The sequence below is a fragment of the Kitasatospora sp. DSM 101779 genome, assembly GCF_025655475.1.
Classification (GTDB): Bacteria; Actinomycetota; Actinomycetes; order Streptomycetales; family Streptomycetaceae; genus Kitasatospora.
The window spans coordinates 7,326,893-7,353,226 of sequence record NZ_JAHTIK010000001.1; the positions used below are offsets into that span (position 1 = coordinate 7,326,893).

Genomic DNA, 26,334 nt, shown 5'->3' on the forward strand with positions numbered 1-26,334 from the left:
GTTCCGGACCGGGGTCCGTGCGGCGGTGGCGGGCCGCCCGCCCGCGCGGGGAAGCTGGAGGGAGCGGGGCACCACCGCCGGCCCGCCGGAGGGACGACCATGAGCGACGACGCGCAGCAGCAGCCGCCGGACCGGCGGCACCACCGGCCCGACGGCATGGACGACGCGACGGTCGAGGCCCTCGGCCTCCTCTCCGAGGCGCTGGAGATGACCGAACGGGCCAGGGGCCGGCTCTACGACTTCCACCAGCTGACCGGCGGGGCGGACCGGATCGTCGCGCTCGCCGCGCACGCCCTGCGGGACGCCGGGCACGGCGAGTGGGCCGACCTGGTGGTCCGCGAGGTGCAGGGCCGGGACGTACTGCCGGGCATGTGGACGTACCAGGTCGTCGAGACCTACAACGACGGGTACTACCGGGCCTTCGTCGAGGCGGAGCGGCAGGTCCGCGAGGCTCTGGCGCCCGGCCGGGACCACATCGCCGAGGCCGAGATGCGGGAGCGGCGCGAGACCCGCTGAGCGGCCCCCCGCCCCCGTTCGGGCCGGTTGGGACGGCGTGAGAGCCTGGGCGGCATGAGCGAGACGATCACCGTCACCACCTGGTACCTGGAGCAGACCTCCCGCGCCGACCTGGTGGAGGCCCCCGCACCGGAGAGCCTCCCGCTGCAGATCCTCCGGGCCGAGGAGGCCGGGCCGGAGTTCGCCCGCTTCCTCTACACCGCCGTCGGCGGCCCGTGGACCTGGACGGACCGGCTGCCCTGGAGCCACCGCCAGTGGCAGGAGTGGCTGGACGGCGAGGGCGTGGAGACCTGGGTCGCGTACGTGGCGGGCACCCCGGCCGGATACGTGCAGCTGGAGCCGCGCGGGGACGGCCGCGTCGAGGTCGCCTACTTCGGCCTGCTGCCGCAGTTCATCGGCCGCGGCCTCGGCCGCCACCTGCTGGGCTTCGGGCTGGCCCGCGCCTGGGACCTCGCCGACCGGCACCCCGCCCTGCCGCCCACCGGCACGGTCACCGTGAACACCTGCTCGCTGGACGGGCCCGCCGCCCTGCGGACCTATCGGGCCGCGGGCTTCCGGATCGCCACCACCGAGACCGCCGAGAGGCGCGCCGTCGCCACCCCCGGCCCCTGGCCCGGCGCCCACGCCTGACGTCCTCCGATCCGGCCGCAGCCAACGGCCGAGGAGGTGCCCGGGCCGGGGCGCGGACCTGCGGCGTGCCATCGAAGGCGATCGAGCAGCCGTAGGTGCCCCCGCGTGCCCCTGGATCAACCACCCGACCCTCCTGAGAAGACCTGCCCTGGCGTGGGCGGCGGCGGCCCCGGCCGGGGCGCGCCGTGCGCGACTCCGGGAGGCGCTGTGATCAAGAGGCGCGAGGAGCTGCCCGCGGGCGTGACCGGTTTCGAGACCGGCGGCACGTTGTCGGCCGAGGACCACCGGGACGTGCTGCTGCCCGCGCTGACCTAGGCGGCCGAGGGCGGTGAGGTCCGCTTCGTCATCGTCGTCCCCGAGTTCCACGGGATGACCGGCGGCGCCCTGCGGCAGGACCTCACGATGGGCGTCGAGCACCTGCGGGAGTGGAAGCGCATCGCACTGGTCACCGACATCGGTGGATGACCCACCTGACCGTGCTCTTCGGCCGGATGACGCCCGGCAGGACGAAGACCTTCCCGCTCGCGCAGCGGGAGGACGCCGTCGCCTGGGTGCGGGGCGGCGACTGACCCGGCCACCGGCCCGGGGAGGACCCGGTCGGCGTGACCTTGCCGGCGGCCGCTCGTTGGTGGGGGCGGGACAGGCCGCCGGGCACGAGAAACCCCGACGGAGCGAGGGGCCGGTGTCACCGGTCCCGTCCCGACCAGGGCCGTCCGCGGCACCCGGGGCCGGTGCGAGACCGTCCGTGGCAGCCGGGCCGGCCGCACCACCGTCACGGGGGTTCCCCACCTTGTCCTACCGACCTGCCCTCAGTGCCGCCAAGGCCACCGCCGCCCTGGCGCTCGTTCCGGGGGTGCTGCTCGGCGGCCCGCTCGCCGGCCCCACCGCCGCCTCCGCGGCCGGTCCGTCGAACGACAGCGCACCGGTCGCCGTCCGGTGGGAGGACCCGGGGCACCGTTCGGTCGAGGCCGCGCCGCCGCTGCGGGCGGACCGCGCCGCCGGTGTGCCGCTGCCCGACCGCGGACTCGGCGTGCTCACCGCCCACCGCAGCGGGCTGCGGCTGCAGGCCGACGACCCCGGCGCGGCGCGGGACTCGCGGGCCGCGGACGGCATCGGGGTCCGCACCGCGCCCCTTGCGCCCGCCGACGCGCAGGAGTGGCTGGTCCGCCCGGCCGCGGACGGTCGGCTGCTGATCCAGTCGCTGCTGACGGGCGACGACGCGGAGGGCCCCCTGCTGCTCACCGCCGAACCGGACGGTACCGTGCACCTCCGGTCGGACCGGGCGCGCGGCCTCGCCGACGACCCGGCCCAGGTCTGGTCCTTCGTCCGGGTCGGCGACCCCGACCCGCTGCACCTGGAGCCGCAGCCCTCGCGCGCCCGCTTCACGATCCGTGCCGACGGCGGCGGCTGCCTGACCGACCGCGGCCGCGCCGCGGCACCGGTGGTCGGCAGCTGCGACACCCCGCGGGCCTGGTGGACGGCCGACGGGCTGACCGCCTGAGACCCGTCAGCAGACGTCCCAGTGCCCCACGGTCACGGCCCGGTTGCACGCCGGGCAGACCCGCGCGGACTCCGCCGCCGGGTCCCAGGCCCCCGCGCCCACGGCCTCCATGTCCACCTGGCTCATGCCCTCGGCCTCCTGCCCGCAGAAGGTCCTGGTCAACGGGACGTCGGTGGGTGCCGCGTGCATGGTGGTGCCACCCGCCCCGCCGGGCAGGAGCACCGCACTGTCGGCCACCGGCTCGTGCAGAACGACGATGCTCATACCTCCACTGTTCTCCCCGCCCGCCCGCTCGGCACCCCCACCCGGGGCGAACCACGGGACGCGGGCAGAATCGGGCCCGGGACGGAGGGGAGCGATGGGATTCATCGGCGTGTGGGTGCTCGCGCCCGTGCCGGACGAGGTCGTGGCCGAGCTGGCCGCGGTGGTCGGGCCGGTGGTCGAGGCACAGCGCAACGACCCGCACACCCGGGAGCTGTGGCAGCACTGGTGTGCCGCACCGGAGGCCGTCGGCGCGGAGTCCACGGACCGGGCGGCGACGGCGGCCTTCGACGTCCTGTCCGGCGCCTGTCCGCTGGACGCCCACGTCGAGGAGCTGTACGCGGCTCTCGACCGGGTGCCTGCCGCATGGCGGCCGCTGGTGCTGACGGTGACCTGCCGGAAGGGATTTCCCGCGGCGGCCCTGGCGCACGGGCTGGGCCCCGACCGGTTCGGACGGCTGCCCGGCTGGTTCGGGGACTTCTTCCTCGACTCCGGGCAGGTGCGGGAGGCACTGCCGGAGGTGCTGGCCTCGCTGGACCTGCCGGACGGCGAGCGTCCGGCGGTCGAGCGGCGTACCGCGGAATGGCTGTCGGACTACGGCGGCGGCCGGCCGGAGGAGGCGGTTGCCCTGCTCGGCGGCATCGGCCCGCTGTGGCAGGCCGCCGCGGACGCGGGCGCGGGCCTACTCGGGTGCATGTTCGTGCCGGGCTGAGACCGGACGCCGCCGATGCCGGTGCCTAAGGGCGTGCCGGACACGGGCGCGGCGCAGTCCGCGGTGCCGTCGAGGGCGTCGGCCAAGCGGCGGAGGTCTGCCGCCATGCCGTCCCGGCCGGGGCCGTGGCAGGTGGCGGCCGGCGGCCGCCTCGCGCGGCAGGTCCGGTTCGTCATGCCGCTGCAGCAGTACCGGCCGGTGCGCGAGGTTGTGCATGCGGACCGGCAGGTACCCGTCGACCAGGTGCGCCGCGAGTTCGCGGGGCAGGGCGGCGACGGTGTCCGGTCCGGCGAAGGCGAGGTCCCCTGGGGACCGCGGGAGCGGCTGGTACCGGCCGGGCCCCGTCGGGCGGGGCCGCCCGGGCCGCGGGCGGTCAGAGGGCCTGCGTGGCCGGCCGGAGCAGGGCGCGGGCAGGTGCGGAGGGGTCCTCGTCGCCCGGCAGGGCGTCCTCCGCGGTGCGCTGGCAGGCCGGGCAGAGCTCGTGCCGGCCGGAATCGGTGATGACGCTGCCCCATCCACGGCATTCCGTACAGCCTCGAGCGAGGGCGACGTCGGCACGGGGGGCAGGAGCGGGAGCGGGGTGGGCTCCGTGATGCATGGGTGATGTCCTCGGTAGAGCGGTATCACTTCCACCCAGCTTGTCATGATTTCCGACCGAACGTCTGTGACTCATCTCTCCCCGTGTTCGGCGTGCGCGCAGCCGGCCGATGTGCGATCGCCGTGGGGCGCCGCTCCCGGTGATCGGCCGGCGGCCGGCGGCGGGACGGGTTGACGTCGCGTCGGATCCCCCGGTGACCGTCCCGGTCGACACCGGTCGGAGGGCGTCTGCGGCCCGGGGCCGCATGGAAGAATCACCGCGAGGCGGACCGGCGAGCGGGACGGGGCGAAGGGCATGACGGTGGAGGTACTGCGGGCGGCGGACCGGGCGGCGGTGCCGTGGCTGAACGGCGGCGGCGTGACCCGCGAGGTCGCGGCCGGGCCGGCCGGCTCGGGGATGACCGACTTCGACTGGCGGGTCAGCCTGGCGGACGTCGCCCAGGGCGGGCCGTTCTCCGTCTTCGCGGACACCGACCGGGTGATCACCCTGGTCGAGGGCGCCGGAATGACGCTGACCGTGGCCGGTGCCGTGCAGTCGCTCACCGAGCCGTTCCGGCCCTTCGCCTTCCCCGGGGACGCCGCCACCGACTGCCGGCTGGAGGGCGGCCCGGTGGTCGACTTCAACGTGATGACCCGGCGCGGCCGTGCGACCGCCCAGGTCGAGATCGCGGACGCCCCGCGCCCCGTCCGGGCACCGGAAGGCGGCACCCTGCTGATCGTCTGCCTCGCCGGTACCGCCGCGCTGGCCTCCGCCGGTCTCGACCTCGACCGCTTCGACGCGGTGCTGCTGCACGGAGGCGGCGACCTGCTCCAGGTCGACGGCGCCACCGCCGTGGTGACGGTCCGCCAGTAGCCGGCCGGAGGGGGCGGACATGCGGATGGGGATCGAGGACGTGATCGCCCTGTCGGGCCGCGGGCTCGGCGTCACCGGCCGGCTCGCCGCCGGGACGGCCGTCGGCGACCGGGCATGGCTGTCCGGGCCGGCCGGGCGGCTGCCGGTCACGGTCGCGGGCGTCGAGCGGTTCCGCCCGTGCTTCGCCGAGGACGAGTCCCGGGGCGAAACCGTCGCCCTGCTGCTGACCGGCGTGGCCGCGGACGAGGTCCACCGCGGCATGCTGCTCTGCACGGACGACTGACCGGCCCGGACCGGGCGTGGGAGGCGGTCGGGCCCGCCCGCCCGCGCCTACGCTCGGCGGAGGGCCGGCCGGGCTCCCGTCCCGGCCGCCGAACCGGAGAGGGGCCGTTCCATGCCGCGCGAGATCGCCCTGCTGGGAGTGCCGTCCTGCGCCGGCACGCACGGGCCCGGCCAGGAGCAGGCGCCCGCGGCCGTGCGGGCGGCCGGGCTGGTCGACGGGCTGCGCGGCGCCGGGCTGGCCGTCCGCGACCACGGCGACCTGCCGGCGGTGCCCTTCCGCACCGACCCGGACCACCGCGACCGGCAGAACCTCGCGCTGGTCGCCGACGTCGCCCGGTCCGTCGCCGACCGGCTCGGCGCCCTGCTCGCCGAGGGGGCACTGCCGCTGGTGATCGGCGGCGACTGCACCATCACCCTCGGCGTCACCGCCGCCCTGGTCGCACGCCGCCCCGACACCGGACTGCTCTACTTCGACGGCGACGTCGACCTGTCGGTGCCCGGGACGACCGTCTCCGGCATCCTCGACACCATGGTCCTCGCCCATCTGCTCGGCGAGGGCGCCCCCGAGCTGGCCAGCATCGGACCGCGGACCCCACTGCTCACCGCCGACGCCGTCACCGCCTTCGGCCACGACCCCGTCGAGGTGAACCGCGCCGAACAGGACCGGCTCGCCCGCTACGGTCTGCGGACCCACCCGTGCACCGAGCTGACCGGCCCCGGGAACGACCCGGTCGCCACCGCCCGCGCGGCCCGCCTCGACCTCGCCGCCCGCCACTCGCAGGTGCTGCTGCACTTCGACGTCGACGTGATCGACTCGACCGAGCTCCCGCTCGCGGACTTCCCGCACTTCAACCAGGGACTGCCGCTGGCCGTCGCACTCGACTGTCTCGCCGAGTTCGCCCGCGCCCCGCAGCTCGCCGCCGTGGTCGTGACGGAGATCAACCCCCTCCGCGACCCGGACGGCAGCCTGGTGCGGACCCTGACCGGCGGGCTGGTCCGCGCGCTCGCCGTCGAACCGGACACGGTGTAGGCGGACCGCGTCACCGGTAGAGCCAGAGGCCGTTGTCCCCGGCGGGGTCCGGCGGTGGGCCCGCTTCGGCGGTGCGCGGCCGCGGCGGGGTGAGCAGGGTGGAGCGGCGCCACAGCGCGACCGCCGGGTGGGGTGCCTCTGCGGCGGCCAGGGCGAAGTGCGGGAACGCGCAGCCGGCCACGCCGCACCACAGCTCGTCGTGCGGGAGCAGCGGGCGGTGGGCGCCCGGCAGGGCGGCGGCCTCGTGGTGGTCGAGCAGGTCGTCGGGGTGGTCCGGCCCGGTGACGGCCGGGACGGGGTCGCCCGCGGCCGCGGCGCGGACCTGGATCTCGTCGAAGAGCCGCGGCCGGGTGCGCGGGTCACCGACCGGTCGCAGGCCGCGCAGTCGCGCGGTGGCAGGAGTGCGGCTGCCCACGGCCAGGCCGATGAGCCGGGCCGTCGTGCGGGCGTCGAGGACGGTCCGTCCTGCTCGGATCACCGCACTGCCCCCGCTCCGCCCGCCCGCTGGTACGGGCGCCGAGCCTACCGGCCGGGCGGCGGGGTTCAGCGGGCGGTGAGGACGGTGTCGCAGTCGAGGCAGTGGCGGGTGGTCTGGAACGGCGGGTACCAGGTGTCGCCGGGGGTGGCGGGACGGTAGGGCTCGGGTTCGAGGTCGCCGGTGGGGAGGCCGCAGAAGGTGGTGGCGGCGGCCCGCTCCGGGTCCTGCGGGTCGGCGGGGGCGGCATGGACCCAGCGGATGCGCGCGCCGACGTCGACCTCGCCGCTGTCCAGGACCTCCGTGGAGGGTTCCAGTTCGAGGAGTACGACGACATCGGTCATGCCTCGACCTTGCCCCGTTCGGCGCAGTGCCGCATCCCGGCCCGCGCCTCCCGGGCGGCCCGCGCCGCGCCCCGCCGTCCGGTGCTCCGCGGATCTGTCGTACCCCGGGGATAGATTCGGTCGGAACGGGCGCGGCCGGGCCGCGCAGGAGTGCCGATCGCCGGAGGTCCTCGCGTGTCGCTGGTACGGGTCCACAACTTCTCGGTGTCGCTCGACGGCTTCGGTACCGGCGAGGGGCAGACCCTCGACGCGCCGTTCGGCCACGCCGGCCACCGGCTGCACGGCTGGTTCTTCAACACCAGGGCCTTCCGGTCCATGCAGGGCAAGGACGGCGGCGACTTCGGCGTGGACGACGCCATGGCCGCGACCTGGGCCGACGGAATCGGCGCGGAGATCATGGGACGGAACAAGTTCGGTCCGCAGCGCGGCCCCTGGGAGGACCACGACTGGAACGGCTGGTGGGGGGAGGAGCCGCCGTTCCACACGCCGGTCTTCGTGATGACGCACCACCCCCGCCCCGCGGTGGAGATGAAGGGCGGCACCACCTTCCACTTCGTCGACGGGTCGCCGCAGGACGTGCTGCGGCAGGCCAAGGAGGCCGCGGGCGGCCTGGACGTCCGGCTCGGCGGCGGGCCGAGCACCGTGCGGGCGTTCCTCGCCGAGGACCTGGTCGACCACCTGCACGTGGTCGTGGTGCCGATCCTGCTCGGCCGCGGCGAGCGGCTCTGGGACGGCCTCGAAGGGATGGAGGAGCGCTTCCGCATCGAGACGGTGGCGAGCCCCAGCGGGGTCACCCATGTGACGTTCAACCGTGCCTGACAGGGTGTCATCGATCGGCGCGGGACACGGGCTCCACGAGTCATAGGTGCTCGGTCGTCGGTTACAGGGGCCCCACGCGCCCCTACAGGTCGGCCGTGCGCCATTGAAGACACGCTCTAGGCTGGCCGGGTGACCTCAGCAGACCTCGCTCCCTCCGCCGACCCGCACCCCGCTCCCTCCGCCGACCCGGCAGCCGCGCTGATCGCCGACCCGTACGCCGGCTACGCCCGCCTGCGTGCGGCCGGTCCCGTGCACCGGATCACCGGGCCGGACGGGCTGCCGGTCTGGCTGGTCACCCGGTACACGGATGTCCGGCAGGCGCTCGCCGACCCCCGGCTCGCCCTGGACAAGCAGCACGCCGCGCCCGGCAACTACCGCGGCTTCGCCCTGCCGGCCGCACTGGACGCCAACCTGCTCAACATGGACCCGCCGGACCACACCAGGATCCGGCGGCTCGTCGCGCAGGCCTTCACCCCGCGGCGGATCGCCGCCCTGCGCGCACCGATCGAGCAGGTCGCCGACGCCCTGCTCGACGCGATGGCCCCGTACGGCCGGGCCGACCTGATCACCGCCTACGCCGCACCGCTGCCGATCACCGTGATCTGCGACCTGCTCGGCGTGCCCGCCGACGCCCGCCACGACTTCCGCGCCTGGACGGACAGCCTGGTCACTCCCGACCCGGCCCGTCCGCAGGACGCCCGGGCCGCCGTCGCCGCCCTGCTCGGCTTCCTCAGCACGCTGATCGACCGCAAGCGCGCCGAGCCCGGCGACGACCTGCTCTCTGACCTGATCGCGGTCCGCGACGCGGAGGACCGGCTCAGCGAGGACGAACTCACCTCCCTCGCCTTCCTGATCCTCTTCGCCGGGTACGAGAACACCGTCCACCTGATCGGGAACGCCGTCCTCGCGCTGCTGCGCCACCCCGACCAACTGGCCGCGCTGCGCGCCGACGAGAGCCTCGTCCCGGCCGCCGTCGAGGAGTTCGCCCGGTACGACGGACCGGCGCCGCTGGCGATCCGCCGCTTCCCGCGGGAGGACGTCGTCATCGGCGGCGTCACCGTCCCGGCGGGGGAGACGGTGCTGTGCGCCCTCGCCTCGGCCAACCGCGACCCGGAGCAGTTCGCGGAGCCGGACCGGCTCGACGTGCACCGGCGGGAGACCGGGCACCTCGCCCTCGGCCACGGCATCCACTACTGCCTGGGCGCCCCGCTCGCCCGCCTGGAGACCTCGGTCGCACTGACCGCGCTGCTCCGCCGGTTCCCCGAACTGGCCCTGGACGTACCGGACTCGGAGCTGCGCCACCGGCCGTCGCTGCGGGCCCGCGGGCTGCTGGAGCTGCCCGTCCGGTTCTGATCGGGCGGAAGGACACCGGTGGCCGGGGCCGGCGCGGATCATCCGCGCCGGCCCCGGCCGTTGTCCGAGGTCCGGCCCGTCCGGTGGCGGCCCCGGCGCCCTGCGTGCGCACAGATCGCGTGCCGATGCGCAATTCTGCGCGAACATCGGCTGGTTCGAGCAATTGACGTCACATCAGCTGCTCTGCTCTGATGTGAAGCGCCCCGACGGCACCGACCGCCGGGGGCCCGACTCCCCCTGCCCGCAGCCGAGTTGAGCATGCCGTGCCGCCGTGTCGGGTCCCCGGACCCTGCAGACCTCCGAGGAGGCACCCTCGTGCGATCCGCTCCGCCCACCGTCCGACCGCGACCGGGACGTCCCGGTACCAGGCGCACCGCGCTCTCGCTGGCCCTGCTGCTCGTCGCCGCCCTCGCCGCCGTCCTCGGCCCGGCCCAACCGGCCGGCGCCGCAACGCCCGGCGACGCCACCGGGATCACCCGCTCCGGCACCACCTTCACCGTGACCGCCTCCGGCGGCGCCGCCGCCCGGATCGTCCTCGCCCGGGCCGACATCCTGCGTATCTGGATCTCCCCGGACGGCACCTTCGCCGACGACCCGGCCGGCCGCGACCTCGCGGTCACCACCGACTTCGGCGCCGTCGACGCCACCCAGACCGACGCCGGCGCCTACTGGCGGATCGCCACCCCGGCCGTCTCACTGCGGATCAACAAGTCCCCGCTCACCTTCGCCCTCTACCGGGCCGACAACACCACCCTGCTCTGGGCCGAGTCCCAGCCGACCAGTTGGACCGCCAACCGGACCACCCAGTACCTCACCCGCGGCGCCGACGAGCAGTTCTACGGCACCGGACTGCACCTCGGCGACTGGGCGCTGCGCGACAGGACCGTGCCCGTCTCCGTCAGCAACTCCTGGACGGAGAACAGCAACGCCAGCCCCGCGCCGTTCTACATGTCCACCAACGGCTACGGCGTGATGCGCAACACCTGGGCCCCCGGCTCCTACGGCTTCGGCTCGCCGACCACCCTCGCGCACGACGAGAAGCGCTTCGACGCCTGGTACTTCGCCGGCGACTCGCTCAAGGGCGTGCTCGACGGCTACACCGACGTCACCGGCAAGCCCTTCCTCGCCCCGGTCTGGGGCCTCGAACTCGGCAACGCCGACTGCTTCAACGCCGCCAACCCCGCCTACCAGGGCGACCACGACCGGCTGCGCCACCAGACCACGCCCGACGCGGTCGGCCACGCCGTCGACGCCCGTGCCGCCGACATGCCCTCCGGGTGGTTCCTGCCCAACGACGGCTACGGCTGCGGCTACACCGACCTGCCGGGCACCGTCTCCGGCCTCGCCGCCAAGGGCGTGCACACCGGACTGTGGACCTCCACCGGCCTGTCGAACATCGACTGGGAGGTCGGCACCGCCGGCTCGCGGGCGGTGAAGACGGACGTCGCCTGGATCGGCGGCGGATACAAGACCGCGTTCACCGGCGTGCAGCAGGCCGTCGCCGGGATCGAGGACAACTCCGACGCACGCCGCTTCGTCTGGACGGTCGACGGCTGGGCCGGGACCCAGCGCAACGCCGTCGTGTGGACGGGCGACACCAGCGGCACCTGGGACGCCATGCGCTGGCACGTCCCGGCGATCGCCGGAGCCGGCCTGTCCGGCCTGAACTACGCCTCCGGCGACGTCGACGGCATCTTCGGCGGCAGCCCCAAGACCTACGTCCGCGACCTGCAGTGGAAGGCCTTCACCCCGGCCTTCATGACGATGTCCGGGTGGGGCGCGACCAACCCGTCCGCCGGCTACCAGGACAAGCAGCCCTGGCGCTTCGCCGAACCGTACCTGTCGATCAACCGCAAGTACCTGCAGCTGAAGATGCGGCTCACCCCCTACCTGTACACGATGAGCCGCAACGCCACCGACACCGGCGTCCCCTCGACCAGGGCGATGGTGCTCGAGTACCCGGACGACCCGGTGGCACGCGGCAACGCGACCAGCGGCCAGTTCATGGCCGGCGACTCCTTCCTCGTCGCCCCGGTCGTCTCCGACACCGCCGTCCGCGACGGGATCTACCTGCCCGCCGGCACCTGGACGGACTACTGGACGGGCAAGGCGTACACCGGACCCGGCTGGCTCAACGGCTACAGCGCGCCGCTCGACACCCTGCCGCTCTTCGTCAAGTCCGGTGCCGTCGTGCCGATGTGGCCGCAGATGAACTACGCGGGCGAGAAGCCCGTCTCCCGGCTGACCTACGACCTCTACCCGCGTGGCAGTTCCACCTTCAGCCTGTACGAGGACGACGGCACCACCCGCGCCTACCAGTCCGGGGCGTACTCCCGGCAGCGGGTGGACGTCACCGCGCCGCAGTCCGGCACCGGTGACGTCACCATCGCCGTCGGCGCGGCCACCGGCAGCTACACCGGCAAACCCGCCTCCCGCGACTACGAGTTCACCGTGCACGCCGCCGCCGCGCCGAGCAGCGTCACCGCCGGCGGCACCGCGCTGCCCGCACTGGCCAGCCGCAGCGCCTACGACGGTGCCGCCAGCGGCTGGTACTTCGACCCGGCGGACCGATCCGGCGTGCTCCTGGTCAAGACCGGCTCCCGCTCCGCAGCCTTCACCGTGACGGCCGCCGGCCTCACCCTGCCCACGGGCACCGCGGTCCCCGGCGCCACCCCGATCCCCACCAACGGCTGGACGATCGCCCACGCCGACAGCCAGGAGACCGCGGCGGAGAACGGCGCCGCCGCGAACGCCATCGACGGCAACAGCGCCACCCTCTGGCACAGCAAGTGGTCCGGCACGGCCGCGCCGCTGCCGCACGAGCTGCAGATCGACCTCGGCGCCCGCTACGCCGTCGACGGCCTGAGCTACCTGCCGCGGCAGGACGGCGGCGTCAACGGCCGGATCGGCAGCTACGAGGTGTACGTCTCCGACACCACCGCCGACTGGGGCAGCCCCGTCGCGACCGGGAGCTTCCCGGACAGCGCGGCGCAGCAGCGGATCTCCTTCGCCGCCAAGAACGGCCGCTACCTGCGGCTGCGGGCCCTGACCGAGGCCGGCAACCGCGGCCCGTGGTCCAGCGCCGCCGAGATCGGTGCGACCGGACGCGCCCTGCCGCCGCCGACCGACAGCACCCTGGTCAACGGCGCCTCCGGCAGCTGCGTCGACCTGCCCGGCTCGGCGACCGCCCCGGGCACCCGGCCCGCCCTCTACACCTGCCACGGCGGCGGCAACCAGCGCTGGACCCTGCACGCCGACGGGACGCTCACCGGGCTCTCCGGGGTCTGCCTCGACGGGACGGCCGGCACCGTCGCCGTCCAGCCCTGCAACGGCTCCGCCGGGCAGCGCTGGCAGCAGGGACCGCAACTCGCCCTGGTCAGCGGCGGGAAGTGCCTCGCGCCGGAGAACTCCGGCACTGCGAACGGCACCAAGCTGCTGCTCGCCGCCTGCACCGGCAGCGCCGCACAGCGCTGGGCCACCACCCCCTGACCGGCCGGCCGCGGGAGCCCCGGGCGGCACGCCCCCGGGGCTCCCGCGGCCCCGAGGCGCAGGCTCATCGAGTGCTCGCGGCGATCTGCGCGTACTCCTGGGCGGCGGCCCACAGTTCGCCGGAGGTCGGGCGCATCCCGGGCACGGCGTTCATCGCGGCCTCGGCGTTCATCGCGGCGAAGCCCCACAGCTCGCGGAGCTCGCCGTGCGCCGTCCGCTCGGCCTCGCGCAGTGCGGCGAGCAGCGCCCGGCCGGTCAGCGGCGGTGGTACGGGCAGGAACGACCACGGCCCCGACGGGGCCTGGTCGAGCAAGACGGTCGGCGGTGTTCCGCCACGCGGAGTGGTGTCGTTCATGCGGCACACGATCGCACCCGGAACTGACACGCCGTCGACGGGCCGCGGACGGCGCCCACGGACCGGCCCGCTCAGCCCGCGAGGCGGTCGACGGCGGCGAGCACCGGGGCGACGCCGTCCTCCTCGCGCAGGCGGACGGCCAGCGCCCGGGCCCTGCGGGCGTGCTCCGGGTCGGCGGTGGCCGCACGCAGGGCCGCGGCGAGGGCGCCGGGCGTCAGGCGGCGCAGCGGGACGGCCGCGGGTGCCACCCCGAGTCCGGTGAGACGGCCGGCCCAGAACGCGGCGTCGAACTGGATCGGCACGGGGACGGCCGGTACACCGGCCCGCAGGCCCGCCGCCGTGGTGCCGGCCCCGGCGTGGTGCACGACCGCGGCCGTCCGGGGGAAGAGCAGACTGTGCGGGACCTCACCGACGGTGATCACGTCCGGGCCCTCGGCGTGCAGCTCGCTCCAGCCGCGCTGGACGACGCCGCGCAGCCCGGCCGCGCGCAGCGCCGCCACGACCGTGCGGGAGACCCGTTCGGGATCGGGCACCGCCGCGCTGCCCAGGCCGACGAAGACCGGCGGGTCGCCGGAGTCCAGGAAGTCGCGGAGTTCCGGCGGGAGTTCGGCCTCGGGCGGGTCGCCGGGCCACCAGTAACCGGCCACCCGAAGGCCCGGGCGCCAGTCGCGGGGACGCGGCACCACCAGCTCGCTGAAGCCGTGGAAGACCGGCCAGTCGGCCCGCTCGCGGGCCCGGCGGGCGGAGCGCAGGCTGCGGCGGGGGAGCCCGAGGCGGGCACGAGTGCGGCGGACGGCCTCGGTGAAGATGCTGTCCACGGCCGCGTTCACGGCGTGCCCGGCCAACCGGTTGGGGCCCGCGCCCCAGGACCGCGCGCCGATCACCGGCGGCGCGAACTCGGCCGTCGCGGCGAGCGGTTGCAGGTGGAGGCCGATGCTGGGCAGGGCCGTCCCCTCCGCGACGGCGTGCCCCAGCGGTGCCAGCGCGGCCGACAGCAGCAGGACGTCCTGCCCGTCCGCCGCGACCAGCAGCTCGTCCGCCATCCGCGCGACCAGCGACCGCGCCATCGCGACCAGCCTCACCAGTTTGCCGACGCCGCTGGAACTGCGGTGCAGGCCCTGCCCGGCGGCGGACTCCAGGGCCTCGCGCGGGTCCACCGGCAGCGGGTGGAAGCCGATGCCGGCAGCCTGTGCGAGCGGCGCGAACCGTGCGTGCGTGACGAGGGTGACCTGGTGGCCGGCCCGGGCCAGCCCGGACCCGAGCCCGCTGAACGGGGCGACGTCGCCCCGCGAACCCGCCGTCATGAGCGCGACACGCATGACCACCAGTATCACGCCGGAACCCGTTGCGGCGGGCTCGCGGCGCGCCCTTTCGGCCATCGGACTCCACACGCATCCCCCATGTCGAACACACGCGGATTCCGGTACATCGTCCACTTCTGCCGCACCTCGGTTTGACGATCCGTCATTCCGGTGGCGACCCCGCACGGCATTGCGCCACGGCCACCGACCGGGTGCGGCCTAGGCTGCGGAGGGACCGGAGAGGCCCCGCGGCCCGGGAGGGGCCCGGTGCGGACGAGGAGGACCTCATGCCCAGGCCACCGCTGCCCGAGAAGGCCGTCGCGCTGTTGCGCAGGGCGAACCCCGCCGTCATCGCCACCGTCCGCCCGGACGGCCAGCCCGTCTCCACCGCCACCTGGTACCTCTGGGAGGAGAACGGCCGCGCCCTGGTCAACATGGACGAGGGCCGCACCCGCCTGCACCACCTGCGGGCCGACCCCCGGGTCAGCCTCACCGTGCTCGACGAGCACTCCTGGTACAACCACGTCACCCTGGTCGGCCGGGTCGCCGACATGTACGAGGACCGGGACCTCGCCGACATCGACCGGCTCTCCCGGCAGTACATGGGCCGCGACTACCCCGTGCGCGACCGCGGCCGGGTCACCGCCCTGATCGAGGTCGACCGCTGGCACGGCTGGGGCAAGGTCACCGGCCGTTTCCGCTGACCGACCGGGCCGGCGTCATGGGTACGGCCGGCCCCCTCGGCCGTGTGCGCGCCACTCAACTGCCGTTGGAAACCTTCGGATTGGTGGAGAGGCGGAGCAGCTCGGCGCTGGCCGCACCGATCGCGTCGAGCTGTGCGGCGAACGCGCCGGAGTGCCGCGTGCCGAGTCGCGAGAAGATCGCCTCCGACTCGGAGAGCAGCCCCAGGGCGCCGTCGGTGTGGTCCTCCTCGCGGTAACCCGCTGCCAGCCAGAGCGACACCGCGAGGTGCAGCGCCACGTACTGCTCGAAGGTCCCCGGGTCCCTCGGCTCCACCCGGCGGAACAACTCCACCGCCTCGTCCGCGGCCGCCCTTCCCTCGTCCGATCGCCCGGGACACCCGGCGAGGCGCAGGGCCAAATCCTTCAGCATCGGCGCGAGGACGTGCTCGGCCGCGACCGGATCGGCCGCCGCGGCCGGTCGGGCGGTGGCCACGGCCTCTTCGGCGACGGCCAGCGATTCCTCCGTCCTCCCCGCCGCCGTCAGGAGTTCGGCCAGACCGCCCGGGGCAGTGCAGTGGGCAGCCCGGAATGCGCGGCGGCCGGGTCGGTGGTCCCCGGTACCCCTCGCGCGATCGCTCCCGGGGACCACCGGCCGCCTGTGCGGCGCGCGCCGACGCCCGGATCCGGGCGAGTCCGTCAGTGGCCGCGCACGTGCAGCCCGAAGCCCGTGCGACCCGCGGGCTCCAGTCCCTCCTTCAGGTGCAGTGAGGGGATCTCGTAGTCACCGTGGTTCTGCTGCCGGAACGCGATCGGCTCGGTCGACTCCAGGGTGAGCAGGCGCTGCTGCCAGGCCTTGGCGACGTCTGCGTAGTCCTCCTCGCCCATCCGGTCGGTGCCGTACAGCACGAACGGCGGCAGCACCTCGATGCCCGGGTAGTAGAGGATGCCGTGGTGGATCGGGAACAGCAGGTCGTCGATGGGGCCGTTGATCCCGCGAGCGGCGTAGTGCGACTCCGGACCGCCGGCGGTCACGGACAGCAGGGCCCTCCTGCCCGCGAGGGTTCCTTCGCCGAAGCGCTCGCCGTACCGGGTGTCGCTGTGTTCACCGACGCCGTACGCGAAGCGATAGGTGAACACCCGGTCCACCCAGCCCTTGAGGATCGCGGGCATGGTGTACCACCACAGCGGGAACTGGAAGACGATCGTGTCGGCCCACAGCAGCTTCTCCTGCTCGGCGAGGACGTCCGGGGTGAGCGCCCCGGCGTCGAAGGCGCGGCCCGAATCCAGGGCGACCTTCAGCGGGTTCGAGGCGTGGGGGCCGTAGTCCGAGGCGTCCACGACCGCCTTCCAGTTCATCGCGTACAGGTCGCTCACCCGCACCTCGTGCCCGGCGTTCTCCAGCGTGGACACCGCCAGGTCCTTCAGCGAGCCGTTGAGCGACTCGGGCTCGGGGTGGGCGTAGACGATGAGCGTCTTCATGGGGGCTCCTTCGGATCGGATGCCCCAGATCCTGCGCGTTGCGGCGCCGGGCGTTCAGGGACGCCACTTCCGTCGGACAGGACTTCCTGGTAATCGCAGGGCCACCCTCGCGGGCGCCGCCGCGGCCATACTGGGGGCATGGACGATCTTGCGGGCTTCCTGCGGACCCGGCGGTCACGGGTCGACCCGGCCACCGCCGGCATCCCCTCCGACAGCCGCCGGCGGGTCCAGGGACTGCGCCGCGAAGAGGTCGCGCACCTGTCCGGGGTCAGCGTCGACTACTACGTGCGCCTGGAGCAGGGCCGCGCGACCCAACCCTCCGATCAGGTCCTCGACGCGCTCGCCCGCGTCCTCGGCCTCGACGAGACCGAACGCGGGCACCTCGACCGGCTCGCCCGGCAGCGCTGCCGCCGCGCGAAGGCACCGGGCGGGCGGGTCCGGCCGGAGCTGCTGCGCGTCCTCGGCCTGGTCGCCGACGCACCGGCGCTGATCATGAACCACCGCCTGGACGTGCTCGCCGGGAACCGGCTCGCCGGGCTGCTCTTCGGCCGGCCGATGCCGGGCCTCAACATCGCCCGCCACATCTTCCTCGAGGAGGCCGAACGCGGCCTCTACGCGGACTGGGAGAACTGCACCCACGACGTGGTCGGGCACCTGCGCCTGGCCGCCGGCAAGTACCCCGACGACGCCCGCCTGGCCTCGCTCGTCGGCGAGCTCGCCATGGGCAGCGAGCGATTCCGCCGCCTGTGGGCCCGCGCGGACGTGCGCGCACGCACGCACGGCCGCAAGGCGTACATGCACCCGCTGGTCGGACGACTGGACCTGCACCAGGAGAACTTCGCGCTACCGGACGAATCGGGCATGGAGCTCCTGGTGCTGTCCGCGGCCCCCGGCAGCCCCGCCGAGGACGGGCTGCGCCTGCTCGCGGGCATGGACGCGGACAGCGGGGACGCGCATCCCGCAGTGCACGCCTAGGGCGTGCCTTCCAAGGCATACGGATGCCTCACAGGTGCCCCCACGCGCCCCTGACCGACCTCCCGTGCGCCTTTGAAAGCAAGCCCCAGCGGCGGAGCCCCACGGCCGCTTCGGTGACGGCTCTACCCCTCAAGGGACTTGGCGGCGTCGCGGATGACGTCGAGGACGAGGTCGGGGTGCGAGAGCATGGGCACGTGGCTGCTGTCGACGGCGTAGGTCTTGGCACCCATGCGTTCCGCGGCGGCCCGCTCCAGGTCCGGGTTCACGGTGCGGTCGTTGTTCGCGACGATGTACCAACTCGGCTTCGTGCGCCAGGCGGTGCCGGGAACCTGCTGGGTGAACAGGTCGGGGACGGGCACGGCGCCCGTCGCGAGGACGAGCTTCTGCTCGGCCGCCGGCAGATCGCCGCAGAAGTCGCCGACGCCCGACTCGAGGAGCCAGATGCGGCCGTCGGCGACGTCGATGTGCTCGAAGACGGGCGTGCGGGCGAACTTGTCCTGCTGGTCCTGCGAGGTCTCGTCCTCGTCGGGGGCGAGGGCGGCGATGTAGACCAGGGCGCCCACACGGCCGTGGGTGCCGGCCTTGGTGATCAGGGTGCCGCCGTAGGAGTGGCCGACGAGCACGACCGGGCCGGGCACGTGGTTGATGGAGCGGGTGACGCATGCGACGTCGCCCTCGAGTGAGTCGAGGCCGTGCTGCGAGGCGGACACCTCGTGGCCTTCGGCCTGGAGCGCGGGGACGAGCTTGTTGAAGCACGACCCGTCGGCCCAGAGTCCGTGGGCGAAGACGATGCTGGCCCTGCTGGCCATGTGTTCCTCCTTCAGGGGGGTCAAGCCGTGGCGCCGTAGTGCGCCGGACGGCCGGTTCGTCGCGTCACGCGTCCGCACCCGGCCCGGTCGGCGGGGCCGGTCCGGTCGGCGCGTCAGGACCGGCGGGCGCGCCAGGACCACCGGGTGCGCTCGGTGCGGCTGGTCCGGTCGGTCCGGTCGGTGCTGCCGGCGCTGCGCCGCCACGGGTGCCCCGGCGCCGGACGAGGAGGGACACGGCCACCAGCACCGCGCCGACCACGCCCAGCACGACGGGCAGGATGGTGCCGACGAGCGAGATGGCGTTGCGGCCGTCCTTGGCGTCGTCCGCGGCGGCGTTCACGGAGTCGGGCGTCTGCCGGTAGGAGACGTCGGAGACCGGCAGCAGCGGAAGGAAGGCGCCGTCGCTCGGGGCGACGACCCCGGCCGTGCGTTGCTGCGAGCGCTGGGTGTCGACCACGATGCCGGTCTCGGGCTCGATCCAGAACGTGTCGGCGCTCTGGAGCGTGTAGCTCAGCGGAACCGGATCGGGCAGCGTCGGCAGCAGCACGGCCAGCTTCTGCTTCGCCTCCGCCGAGAGGGTCCCGACCTGGGCCACCAGTGCCAGGGTGCTCTTCGGGACGGCCGCCGGGAGCCCGGCGAGCACCTGGGTGTCGGTGATCCGGGTGGCGGGCAGTCTGGCCAGGTACACGTAGGTGCTGACGCCGGATCTGCTCTCGGTGCGCGCGTACGTCAGCGGGGTCGTGGTCCGGGTCTCCGGCCGCCATCCGGTGTACGTTTGCTTCTTCGCGCCGATCGGCCAGCTCACCGTCAGGCCTTCGGCGTCGACCACCGTCCAGTCGGACGGGTGATCGGTGGCCGGTTCGAGGGTCTTGCGGTCCACGGCGTACTGCCAGGTGGTCTTCTCGACCGCGCGGCCCGCCGCGGTGGTCGTCCGGCTGTCGCTGACCAGGGCGGTGTCGTCCGAGGTGTCCAGCACCTTGACGGTCCGTTCGACGGCCATCGGGACGTCCCGTTTGACGGCCGACAGCAGGTTGCCCTTCGCCACTTCCTGGGCGTCGAGCAGGGTCTTGAAGGTGCCGGTGTAGGAGCGCGTGACGTCGGTGTCGTCGGGCAACCGGGCCACGTAGGTGGGCGTGACGAAGAAGGCGAGGAGGAAGGCGGCGGCGATCAGGACCAGGCCGATCACGAGGCCGACGCCGCGGAGCACCGTGTTCGTCCGCATGATCCGCTCTCCCGCTGTCATCGATCCGTACCGCTCCTGTCCGGCCCAGTGTCGGGCGGGCCGGGCACCCGCGCCACAGCGGGGCACCGGCCCGTCGTTCCCGGTGCGGGCGCGGTCCGGGCCGCAGACCTGGCACTTGTCCCGCGGCGCGCGCCCGGGCCGGGCCTCGGGCGGAGTCGTCTGCGATCGACCGATCGGGCGGTCAACCGCTCCGCTGTTCCGGCCCGACGACCAGGAACTGGCCCATCATCCCGTCGTCCTCGTGGCGCATCAGATGGCAGTGGTACATGTACGGGTTCTGCGGATCGGCGTAGTCGCGGAAAACCACGGCGAGGCGCACCGAGCCGGACGGCGGCACGGCGACCGTGTCCTTCCAGCCGGCCAGTTCCGGCGGGGGAGGGCCGCCGTTGACGTCGAGGACCTGGAAGTGGCTGTCGTGCACGTGGAAGTTGTGCACCCGGTTGTGGGTGTTCGTCACCGTCCAGACCTCCGGGACGCCGACGGTGGCGGTGAGGTCGATCCGGTCCATGTCCATCGACAGGCCGTTGATCGTGTTGCCGTCGAGTTCGAAGGTCCGCGCCACCGCGGCGGCCGTCACCGGCGGGGGAATGACGGCCAGCGACGCGGGTGTCGCCGCGCCGGTGCGGAGCCGGGGGCGCGGGTCCAGGCGAAGGATCTCGAACTCCTCGCTCTGGGCGGCGCCGGCGGACGGTCCGCGGCCCCTCCTGGCGGGCACCGGGGTGGGGAAGGACCGCAGCGTGCGCGGCCGGCCGGCCTGCATGCGGACGACGATCTCCGCCCGCTCCCCGGGCGTCAGGGCGAGGCGGCGGAGCCGGACGGGGGCCGCGAGCAGCCCGCCGTCGGAGGCCACCATCTCGAACTCGCCGTCGTCGTCCAGACCGAGGTTGTACACCCGCATCGTCGAGCCGTTGAGGATGCGCAGGCGCACCCGGTCGGTGGCGACCGGGGCATACGCTCCCGCGATCCCGTTCGCCGTCACCGTGGGACCGAGCAGGCCCGTCCCGGCGTCGTCGTGTTCGTCCAGGGTGCCGTCGGGGTTGAGCGTCTTGTCCTGCACGATCAGCGGCAGGTCGTCGATGCCGTACTCGTGCGGCAGACCCGCGCCGGCGCCGGTGTCGTCGTCGACGAGGAACAGCCCGGCCAGGCCGCGATAGGTGTGCACCTGGGTCGAGCCGTGGGGGTGCGGGTGGTACCAGAGGGTCGCCGCGGGCTGGGCGATCACCCAGGAGGGTTCCCAGCCGGCGTCCGGGGCGATCGGCTGGTGGGGGCCGCCGTCGAAGCGTGCTGGCAGATGCATGCCGTGCCAGTGGACCGAGGTGGTCTCGGGCAGGCGGTTGCGGACCCGGACGCCCACCGTCTCGCCGGTGCGGGCGCGCAGGGTCGGACCGAGAAGGTCCTGCGAGTAGCCCCACGTCGGGGTGGACGTACCGGGCACGATGGCGGCGCTGCCGGGCCGGGCCTCCAGGGTGAACCACCGCACGCCGTTCTCCGTGCGGGACTCCGCGAGTGGCGGGATCGGAAGCCGCCGGTAGCCGGCGGGCCCGGGCCCCTCGGACGGCGGCACGCTTGCCGTTCCGTCGTCGGGGTCCGCCTTGCCGGCGGTGCCGGCGAAGCAGCCGGCCGTCAGCACCGGCGACGAGACGAGGCCGGCCAGCACGGCACGCCGCGACCACACACCCATCTGGCCACCACCGATCGGACAGGGAACCCGTTCGACGGACGCACCGTCCTCGCGCCGTCGTCAGACGTCGGTCGGATCCGACGAGGAGTTCGAAGCTAACACCCCGGGACGCCGTGGGACGCGGTCCACCAGGGCCGTGGCCGCAGCTTTCGCGCGGGACCACTCGTTCGTACGAGGGTGCGGCGGAGACGGGCGGCCGGACGGGGGCCGGGACGGGCGCCGGGCGCCGCGGCCGAGGTTCCGACCGCGGCGCCCGGTGTCCTGACCGGGGATCAGGGAAGGTAGTACATCGGGTTCGGGATCTTGTACGTCTTGCCGGAGTGACCGCCGGACAGGTCGCTGTACTGGTCGCCGAAGTTGGCCACGATCTGGTAGCCGAGGCTCTCGATGTGCGCCCGGGTGCCCGACTTGTACTCGATGGTGGTGCAGGTCTTGCCGCAGGCCAGGTACGCCGGCGGGTTCTCCTTGTTCTTCAGGTACAGGTGCGAGGCGTCCGCGGTCGGGAAGCCCACGGCGGCCAGGTTGGCCGCGGTGTACGAGCGCTGGGCCTCCGGCCGGCCGGTGACGAAGAAGACGGTGTAGCCCTGCTGCTCGGCCCACTTCGCCAGGGTGTTCATGCCGAAGACGGCCGGCATGGTCTTGGTGGCGATGTACTGGGCGTTGCTCGCCGGGGTGTAGACGAAGGTCGTCTCCAGCTCGTAGTTGTACGTCGACAGCGAGGTGTCGTCGACGTCGAGCACGATCGCCTTCTTCTTGCCCTTGTCGTGGCGGGCGTGGCCCTGCAGGTACTGCTTGGCGTCCTTCTCTATCCCGGCGACCTGCTTGGCGTAGTTGCTGGTCGGCGACGCCCAGTGCTCGCCCTGCGCGTCGACGGTGTCGCCGTAGTACGCCTTGATGTCGTTGACCTCGTCGGTCATGTTGGTGATCTGACGGTCGCTCCGCGGAGCCTTGGTGTCGGCGACCGCGAATCCGCCGCCCGCGACCGCACCGCCGACGACCACGCCGACGGCGAGGGTGGCGAGGGTCTTCGAGCGGTTCCCGAGGGTCTTCCTGACCATGTGGTTCTGCCCTTTCTACCGCCGGGAGGGGCGAACGCGAGTCGTTCCACCGGCCCGGCGCGCACGATGCGGGGATGAACGTACGGGCGGGTAACCAGGCAGGTCAAGCAAACTCTACGCGCAATGTCTACGCGCGATGCGAACGGGCGCTGCGCCACCGCCCGTGGGCCCCTCGCGTCGCCGCCCTCGTGCCTCCGCTCCGTCAACTCGCAGACCGCGCAGGCAGACCGTTGGAAGAGGGCCTGACGACGGACCCGGTGACGCCCGTGACCGTCCAGGCCCGACCCCGCCGGCCGGGACGCGGCGGGGGAGGGCCGGGGCGGTCGGGGCGTCAGCTGTTGCGGGCCGCCTCCGGGCCGGTGATCCGCCGCAGCAGCGGCAGCGTCGACGCGATGATCCCGAGCGAGGCCGCCAGCCCCACCGCGACCAGCGCGTAGTAGACGGCGCCCGGGGACACCAGGGCGTAGTGCATCTGCGAGGTCAGGAACAGGTGCGCCGACAGCAGGCCCGTCGCCGTCGCCACCACCGCGACCACCAGCAGCGGCAGCGCACTCTCGAGCGCAACCACCGTCCGCAGCAGGCCCAACGGGGCCCCGCCGAGCCGCAGCAGCGCGAACGGCCGCCTGCGCTCGGACAGTCCGGCGACCACGCTCACCGCGAGACTGCAGCCTGCGATCGGCAGGGTGGTGAGGATGACCACGTTCGCCAGCTGCCGGAACCCGGCCAACTGCCGCTGCTGGTCGCTGCCCCAGTCCTTCACCATCCGCGACGCGTGGTCCGGGAAGGCCCGGTCGAGCACCGTCCGCACCCGTTCCGTCGCCGCCGTCGAGCCGTCGGTCGTCACGTACACCATCTGCACGGGCAGCGCGGCCAGTTGCGCCGTCGACACGGGGGCGGCCGGCCACTGCCGGGTGGACGCCGCCTGGAGGTCGAGGAACTGGAACATCGGCACGGCCGCGACCTCCGCGCCGGGCGTACAGCCGCCCACCACCGGGGTGCCCGCCAGCTCGGAGCAGAGCACCAGGCCCGGCGCCCACGGCCGCGGATCCTCCGGAGAGGCCGGATCGGCCGCGACCCGGGCCGGGTTGGCGTGTACCACCACCGCGCCGCGGTACCCCGGCACCGCCTTCAGCCGGGCGAGCACCGCCTCCGGCACCCGGTCCGCCATCGGCGGATCCTCCAGCAGCGCACCGTGCTGCACCGCCGCCCGCGTCAGCGGATCGCCGCTCAGCACACCGCGGTTGGCGTTGATCGTGCCGATGATCCCGACCGTCGCGCTGGTCACGAAGAGCGCCAGCACCAGGCCGCTCACCGACCGGAAGCCGGCCTTCGGATCGTCCGCCAGCCGCCGCACCGCGATCAGCGAGGCAGGACGCGAGGTGCGCCGGGCCACCAGCCGTGCCGCGGCCATCGTCAGCCACGGCCCGGCCACCACCAGGCCCAGCATCACCAGCACGAACCCGGACAGGTAGGCCCAGGTCTGACCGTCGGTCGTCTGCGGCCGCCGGTCAACGAACCACGCGAGCTCGCCGATCCCCGCCGCCAGCGGCACCAGCCGCCACCCCCGCGGCGGTCGCGGGGTCACCCGTCGGCTGACCCCCAGCGGCGACACCGACACCCGGCGCAGCGCCAGCCGCGCCGACACCGCCGCCGCGACCGGCACGCCCAGTGCCACCGCGAGCATCTGCGCCGCGTGCAGTGTCAGATCCGCGGTGAAGTACCGGTCCCCGGTGAACGGCACCTGTGCCACCAGCGGTCTGAGCAGTGCGAACAGTCCGAAGCCGGCCGCCGTGCCCGCCACCGCCGCCAGCGTCGACTCCACCGCCGAGATCAGGGCCACCTGGCCCGGAGTGGCACCCACCAGCCGCATCGACGCGAACCGCTGCTCGCGCCGGGCCGCCGACAGCCTCGTCGCCGTCCCGATGAACACCAGCACCGGGAAGATCAGCGCACCGGCCACCACGGAGAGGATCAGCGTCATCGCATCGCCGCGCACCCCCATGCCCGGGCAGTCGTTGTCGCACTTCGGCGGCAGCGCGTCCGCGATCGTGGTCACCTGCCGGGCGCCCGGGGCGGTCCGGATCTGCTCCGCCGGGCGGCCCACCACCGCGATCAGCGAGTCCGGCGAGGGCAGCGCCGCGTCGCCCAGCACCCCGGCGGGCCTGCCGGGGAAGCGGTCGCCGAGCTCCGCCGCCGGGACGTCCGCGACGAGCCTCGCCAGGGCGGGCGAGGCGTAGTACTCCCCGGGCGCAGGCAGCGCGGACATCCCCGGCGGCACCGGGGAGGTCGGACCGGTCGCGGCAACGTCCACCTCGAAGATCGGCTTGCCGTCGTAGTGGTCGTCGTGCGCCCGCCACCACAGCGGGTCGACCGGGGCGCTCGCCGTCCGGGCCGCCGCACCGGTGTTCCACCACAGCTGCCGTTCGTTGGAGGCGTCCACCGCGTTGATCCCGGCCAGCGTCGACAGCAGCAGCGACACGCCGACCGCCACCGCCGCCGCGATCGACAGCAGCCGGGCCAGCGCCTCCCGCCCGCCGCTCACCGAGAGCCGCAGCGCCAGCGCGATCACGACGCGATCCGATCCACCGACAGCGAGGTCACCCGGCCGTCCCGGACGATCGCCTCCCGGTGGGCGTACGCGGCGACCCGCGGTTCGTGCGTCACCAGGACCACGGTGGTGCCCTGTTCGCGTGCGGCGCCGACCATCAGCTCCATCACCTGCTCGCCGGTCAGCGAGTCCAGCGCACCCGTCGGCTCGTCCGCGAACAGCACCCGGGGTCGGCTCACCAGGCCGCGGGCCAGTGCCACCCGCTGGGCCTGGCCGCCCGACAACTCGCCGGACCGGCGCCGCTCCAGGCCGTCCAGTCCGAGCCGGGCGAACCACGGCCGGGCCTCGGCCAGCGCGGCCGCCCGGCGGGTTCCGCCGAGCAGCAGCGGCAGCGCGACGTTCTCCTCGGCGGTCAACTCCGGGACGAGCTGGCCGAACTGGAAGACGAAGCCGAAGCTGTCGCGGCGCAGGGCGCTGCGGTCGGCCTCACCGAGGCGGTCGATCCTCCTGCCCTCGTAGAGGATCTCCCCGGAGTCCGGGGTGAGGATGCCGGCCAGGCAGTGCAGCAGTGTGGACTTGCCGGAGCCGCTCGGCCCCATCACGGCGAGGATCTCGCCCGCGCCGACCGTGACGTCCGCCCCGCGCAGAGCCGGGGTCTCGCCGAAGGCGAGGGTGACGCCGCGGGCCTCGATCAGGGGGTCCGTCATGGCCGCACCGCCTCGGCGATGGCGTCCAGCCGGGCCGTGGTGAGGTCGATCCAGCGCAGATCGGCCTCCAGCCGGAACAGCCCGTGGTCGGCCAGCAGGGCGTCCAGCAGGGCGCCGGTGCGGCGGAGTTCGGTGAGTTCGCGCATCCGCTGCATGTGCGCCGCGCGCTGTGCGTCGAGGTACTGCCCGGCGTCCCGGCCGAGCATCAGGGCCAGCACGACCTTGGTGAACAGCACCGTCTGCAGGGTGGGTTCGGGCGCGACGGGTTGGGCGAGCCAGGTCTCGAACTCCGTCACGCCGGCCTCGGTGATGACGTACCGCTTGCGCTCGGGCCCGTCGCCCGGCTCGGCCTCGCCGGCCACCACCTTGCCGTCCCGCGCGAGCCGGCTCAGCGTCGCGTAGACCTGCCCGTACGGCAGCGGCTTGTCCCGCCCGAACAGGCTGTCGTAGTCCCGTTTGAGGTCGTATCCATGGCTGGGCTCACGCTCCAGCAGCCCGAGAAGGGTCAGGGGAACACTCATGAGCTGACCATACATCAGGAGTATACATCGAGTGTATACACGGAGAGGACTTCCGCCCCGGGCGCGTGCGGCCGGTAGTAGTCGCTGCGGGCGACGACGGCGTCCGCAGGTG

At 74.2% G+C, this 26,334-nt stretch carries 27 protein-coding genes and 1 pseudogene; 14 read left to right on the plus strand and 14 right to left on the minus strand.

All coding sequences use genetic code 11. The annotated features are described in order from the left end of the window. Positions 1 to 99 precede the first annotated feature (99 nt). From KSNIM_RS33250 to KSNIM_RS33265, 5 genes and pseudogenes are all read left to right on the plus strand, one after another. Entirely contained in the window at positions 100 to 516 is a 417-nt protein-coding gene (locus KSNIM_RS33250; protein ID WP_263106863.1) for a hypothetical protein, read from the plus strand. Between the two features lie 54 nt (positions 517 to 570). Beyond that, entirely contained in the window at positions 571 to 1,146 is a 576-nt protein-coding gene (locus KSNIM_RS33255) for a GNAT family N-acetyltransferase (protein WP_263106864.1), read from the plus strand. Positions 1,147 to 1,479: 333 nt separating this feature from the next. Further along, a pseudogene (locus tag KSNIM_RS39515) lies at positions 1,480 to 1,611 on the plus strand (STAS/SEC14 domain-containing protein); the annotation flags it as partial. Continuing rightward, on the plus strand, positions 1,608 to 1,715 hold the full coding sequence (locus tag KSNIM_RS33260; RefSeq protein ID WP_263106865.1) for an STAS/SEC14 domain-containing protein: 108 nt from the start codon (positions 1,608 to 1,610) through the stop codon (positions 1,713 to 1,715). The pseudogene KSNIM_RS39515 and the gene KSNIM_RS33260, both read left to right, overlap by 4 nt. A gap of 221 nt (positions 1,716 to 1,936) precedes the next feature. Beyond that, complete coding sequence (locus KSNIM_RS33265) at positions 1,937 to 2,647, plus strand: RICIN domain-containing protein (RefSeq protein ID WP_263106866.1); 711 nt, start codon at positions 1,937 to 1,939, stop codon at positions 2,645 to 2,647. A 6-nt stretch (positions 2,648 to 2,653) separates the two neighbouring features. On the opposite strand, the gene KSNIM_RS33270 is transcribed toward KSNIM_RS33265, so the two are convergent. Further along, entirely contained in the window at positions 2,654 to 2,911 is a 258-nt protein-coding gene (locus KSNIM_RS33270) for a hypothetical protein (protein ID WP_263106867.1), read from the minus strand. A 94-nt stretch (positions 2,912 to 3,005) separates the two neighbouring features. Here KSNIM_RS33270 and KSNIM_RS33275 point away from each other — a divergent pair, with 94 nt between their 5' ends. The 4 genes from KSNIM_RS33275 (at position 3,006) to KSNIM_RS33290 (ending at position 6,382) form a co-directional block, all read left to right on the plus strand. Continuing rightward, positions 3,006 to 3,620, plus strand: a complete 615-nt coding sequence (locus tag KSNIM_RS33275; protein ID WP_263106868.1) for a hypothetical protein — start codon at positions 3,006 to 3,008, stop codon at positions 3,618 to 3,620. 892 nt (positions 3,621 to 4,512) lie between these two features. Then, the gene (locus KSNIM_RS33280) at positions 4,513 to 5,070 is read left to right on the plus strand and encodes a HutD family protein (protein WP_263106869.1); all 558 of its coding nucleotides are present in this window, start codon (positions 4,513 to 4,515) and stop codon (positions 5,068 to 5,070) included. 19 nt (positions 5,071 to 5,089) lie between these two features. After that, positions 5,090 to 5,353 carry a hypothetical protein gene (locus tag KSNIM_RS33285; protein WP_263106870.1) on the plus strand — a complete coding sequence of 88 codons (264 nt, stop codon included), beginning with the start codon at positions 5,090 to 5,092 and terminating at the stop codon, positions 5,351 to 5,353. Positions 5,354 to 5,464: 111 nt separating this feature from the next. Further along, positions 5,465 to 6,382 carry an arginase family protein gene (locus KSNIM_RS33290; RefSeq protein WP_263106871.1) on the plus strand — a complete coding sequence of 306 codons (918 nt, stop codon included), beginning with the start codon at positions 5,465 to 5,467 and terminating at the stop codon, positions 6,380 to 6,382. Between the two features lie 10 nt (positions 6,383 to 6,392). Here KSNIM_RS33290 and KSNIM_RS33295 read toward each other — a convergent pair whose 3' ends face one another. Next, a complete protein-coding gene (locus KSNIM_RS33295) occupies positions 6,393 to 6,860 on the minus strand; it encodes a hypothetical protein (RefSeq protein ID WP_263106872.1) in 468 nt (155 codons plus the stop codon). 65 nt (positions 6,861 to 6,925) lie between these two features. Continuing rightward, positions 6,926 to 7,201, minus strand: coding sequence for a hypothetical protein (locus KSNIM_RS33300; protein WP_263106873.1), 276 nt, complete (start codon positions 7,199 to 7,201; stop codon positions 6,926 to 6,928). A 174-nt stretch (positions 7,202 to 7,375) separates the two neighbouring features. Here KSNIM_RS33300 and KSNIM_RS33305 point away from each other — a divergent pair, with 174 nt between their 5' ends. The 3 genes from KSNIM_RS33305 to KSNIM_RS33315 all read left to right on the plus strand — a co-directional run bounded on the left by KSNIM_RS33305 (position 7,376) and on the right by KSNIM_RS33315 (position 12,862). Beyond that, complete coding sequence (locus KSNIM_RS33305; RefSeq protein ID WP_263106874.1) at positions 7,376 to 8,020, plus strand: dihydrofolate reductase family protein; 645 nt, start codon at positions 7,376 to 7,378, stop codon at positions 8,018 to 8,020. A 198-nt stretch (positions 8,021 to 8,218) separates the two neighbouring features. Continuing rightward, on the plus strand, positions 8,219 to 9,373 hold the full coding sequence (locus KSNIM_RS33310) for a cytochrome P450 family protein (RefSeq protein WP_263108220.1): 1,155 nt from the start codon (positions 8,219 to 8,221) through the stop codon (positions 9,371 to 9,373). Positions 9,374 to 9,688: 315 nt separating this feature from the next. Beyond that, positions 9,689 to 12,862, plus strand: a complete 3,174-nt coding sequence (locus KSNIM_RS33315) for a TIM-barrel domain-containing protein (RefSeq protein WP_263106875.1) — start codon at positions 9,689 to 9,691, stop codon at positions 12,860 to 12,862. 64 nt (positions 12,863 to 12,926) lie between these two features. Here KSNIM_RS33315 and KSNIM_RS33320 read toward each other — a convergent pair whose 3' ends face one another. Continuing rightward, a complete protein-coding gene (locus KSNIM_RS33320) occupies positions 12,927 to 13,217 on the minus strand; it encodes a hypothetical protein (RefSeq protein ID WP_263106876.1) in 291 nt (96 codons plus the stop codon). Positions 13,218 to 13,288: 71 nt separating this feature from the next. After that, positions 13,289 to 14,536, minus strand: coding sequence for a glycosyltransferase (locus KSNIM_RS33325; protein WP_263106878.1), 1,248 nt, complete (start codon positions 14,534 to 14,536; stop codon positions 13,289 to 13,291). Between the two features lie 269 nt (positions 14,537 to 14,805). Between KSNIM_RS33325 and KSNIM_RS33330 the strand changes: the two genes are divergently transcribed. Further along, a complete protein-coding gene (locus KSNIM_RS33330; RefSeq protein WP_263106879.1) occupies positions 14,806 to 15,222 on the plus strand; it encodes a TIGR03618 family F420-dependent PPOX class oxidoreductase in 417 nt (138 codons plus the stop codon). 55 nt (positions 15,223 to 15,277) lie between these two features. On the opposite strand, the gene KSNIM_RS33335 is transcribed toward KSNIM_RS33330, so the two are convergent. Further along, positions 15,278 to 15,694 (minus strand): hypothetical protein, encoded by a 417-nt coding sequence (locus tag KSNIM_RS33335; protein WP_263106880.1) that lies wholly within the window; start codon positions 15,692 to 15,694, stop codon positions 15,278 to 15,280. Between the two features lie 203 nt (positions 15,695 to 15,897). Continuing rightward, positions 15,898 to 16,680, minus strand: a complete 783-nt coding sequence (locus tag KSNIM_RS33340; RefSeq protein WP_263106881.1) for an NAD(P)H-dependent oxidoreductase — start codon at positions 16,678 to 16,680, stop codon at positions 15,898 to 15,900. A 138-nt stretch (positions 16,681 to 16,818) separates the two neighbouring features. On the opposite strand from KSNIM_RS33340, the gene KSNIM_RS33345 reads away from it, so the two are divergent. Beyond that, the gene (locus KSNIM_RS33345) at positions 16,819 to 17,655 is read left to right on the plus strand and encodes a helix-turn-helix transcriptional regulator (protein ID WP_263106882.1); all 837 of its coding nucleotides are present in this window, start codon (positions 16,819 to 16,821) and stop codon (positions 17,653 to 17,655) included. A gap of 122 nt (positions 17,656 to 17,777) precedes the next feature. Here the strand turns inward: KSNIM_RS33345 and KSNIM_RS33350 are convergent, their stop codons facing one another. From KSNIM_RS33350 to KSNIM_RS33380, 7 genes are all read right to left on the minus strand, one after another. Then, complete coding sequence (locus tag KSNIM_RS33350) at positions 17,778 to 18,464, minus strand: alpha/beta fold hydrolase (protein ID WP_263106883.1); 687 nt, start codon at positions 18,462 to 18,464, stop codon at positions 17,778 to 17,780. A gap of 64 nt (positions 18,465 to 18,528) precedes the next feature. Next, on the minus strand, positions 18,529 to 19,686 hold the full coding sequence (locus tag KSNIM_RS33355; RefSeq protein ID WP_263106884.1) for a DUF3068 domain-containing protein: 1,158 nt from the start codon (positions 19,684 to 19,686) through the stop codon (positions 18,529 to 18,531). Positions 19,687 to 19,888: 202 nt separating this feature from the next. Then, positions 19,889 to 21,388, minus strand: coding sequence for a multicopper oxidase family protein (locus tag KSNIM_RS33360; protein WP_263106885.1), 1,500 nt, complete (start codon positions 21,386 to 21,388; stop codon positions 19,889 to 19,891). Positions 21,389 to 21,660: 272 nt separating this feature from the next. Further along, positions 21,661 to 22,446 carry an HAD family acid phosphatase gene (locus KSNIM_RS33365; protein ID WP_263106886.1) on the minus strand — a complete coding sequence of 262 codons (786 nt, stop codon included), beginning with the start codon at positions 22,444 to 22,446 and terminating at the stop codon, positions 21,661 to 21,663. Between the two features lie 331 nt (positions 22,447 to 22,777). After that, a complete protein-coding gene (locus tag KSNIM_RS33370) occupies positions 22,778 to 25,015 on the minus strand; it encodes an FtsX-like permease family protein (RefSeq protein ID WP_263106888.1) in 2,238 nt (745 codons plus the stop codon). Next, positions 25,012 to 25,701, minus strand: coding sequence for an ABC transporter ATP-binding protein (locus tag KSNIM_RS33375; protein WP_263106889.1), 690 nt, complete (start codon positions 25,699 to 25,701; stop codon positions 25,012 to 25,014). Before KSNIM_RS33375 ends, KSNIM_RS33370 begins: the two co-directional genes overlap by 4 nt. Then, on the minus strand, positions 25,698 to 26,222 hold the full coding sequence (locus tag KSNIM_RS33380) for a PadR family transcriptional regulator (RefSeq protein ID WP_263106890.1): 525 nt from the start codon (positions 26,220 to 26,222) through the stop codon (positions 25,698 to 25,700). Before KSNIM_RS33380 ends, KSNIM_RS33375 begins: the two co-directional genes overlap by 4 nt. Positions 26,223 to 26,334 lie beyond the last annotated feature (112 nt).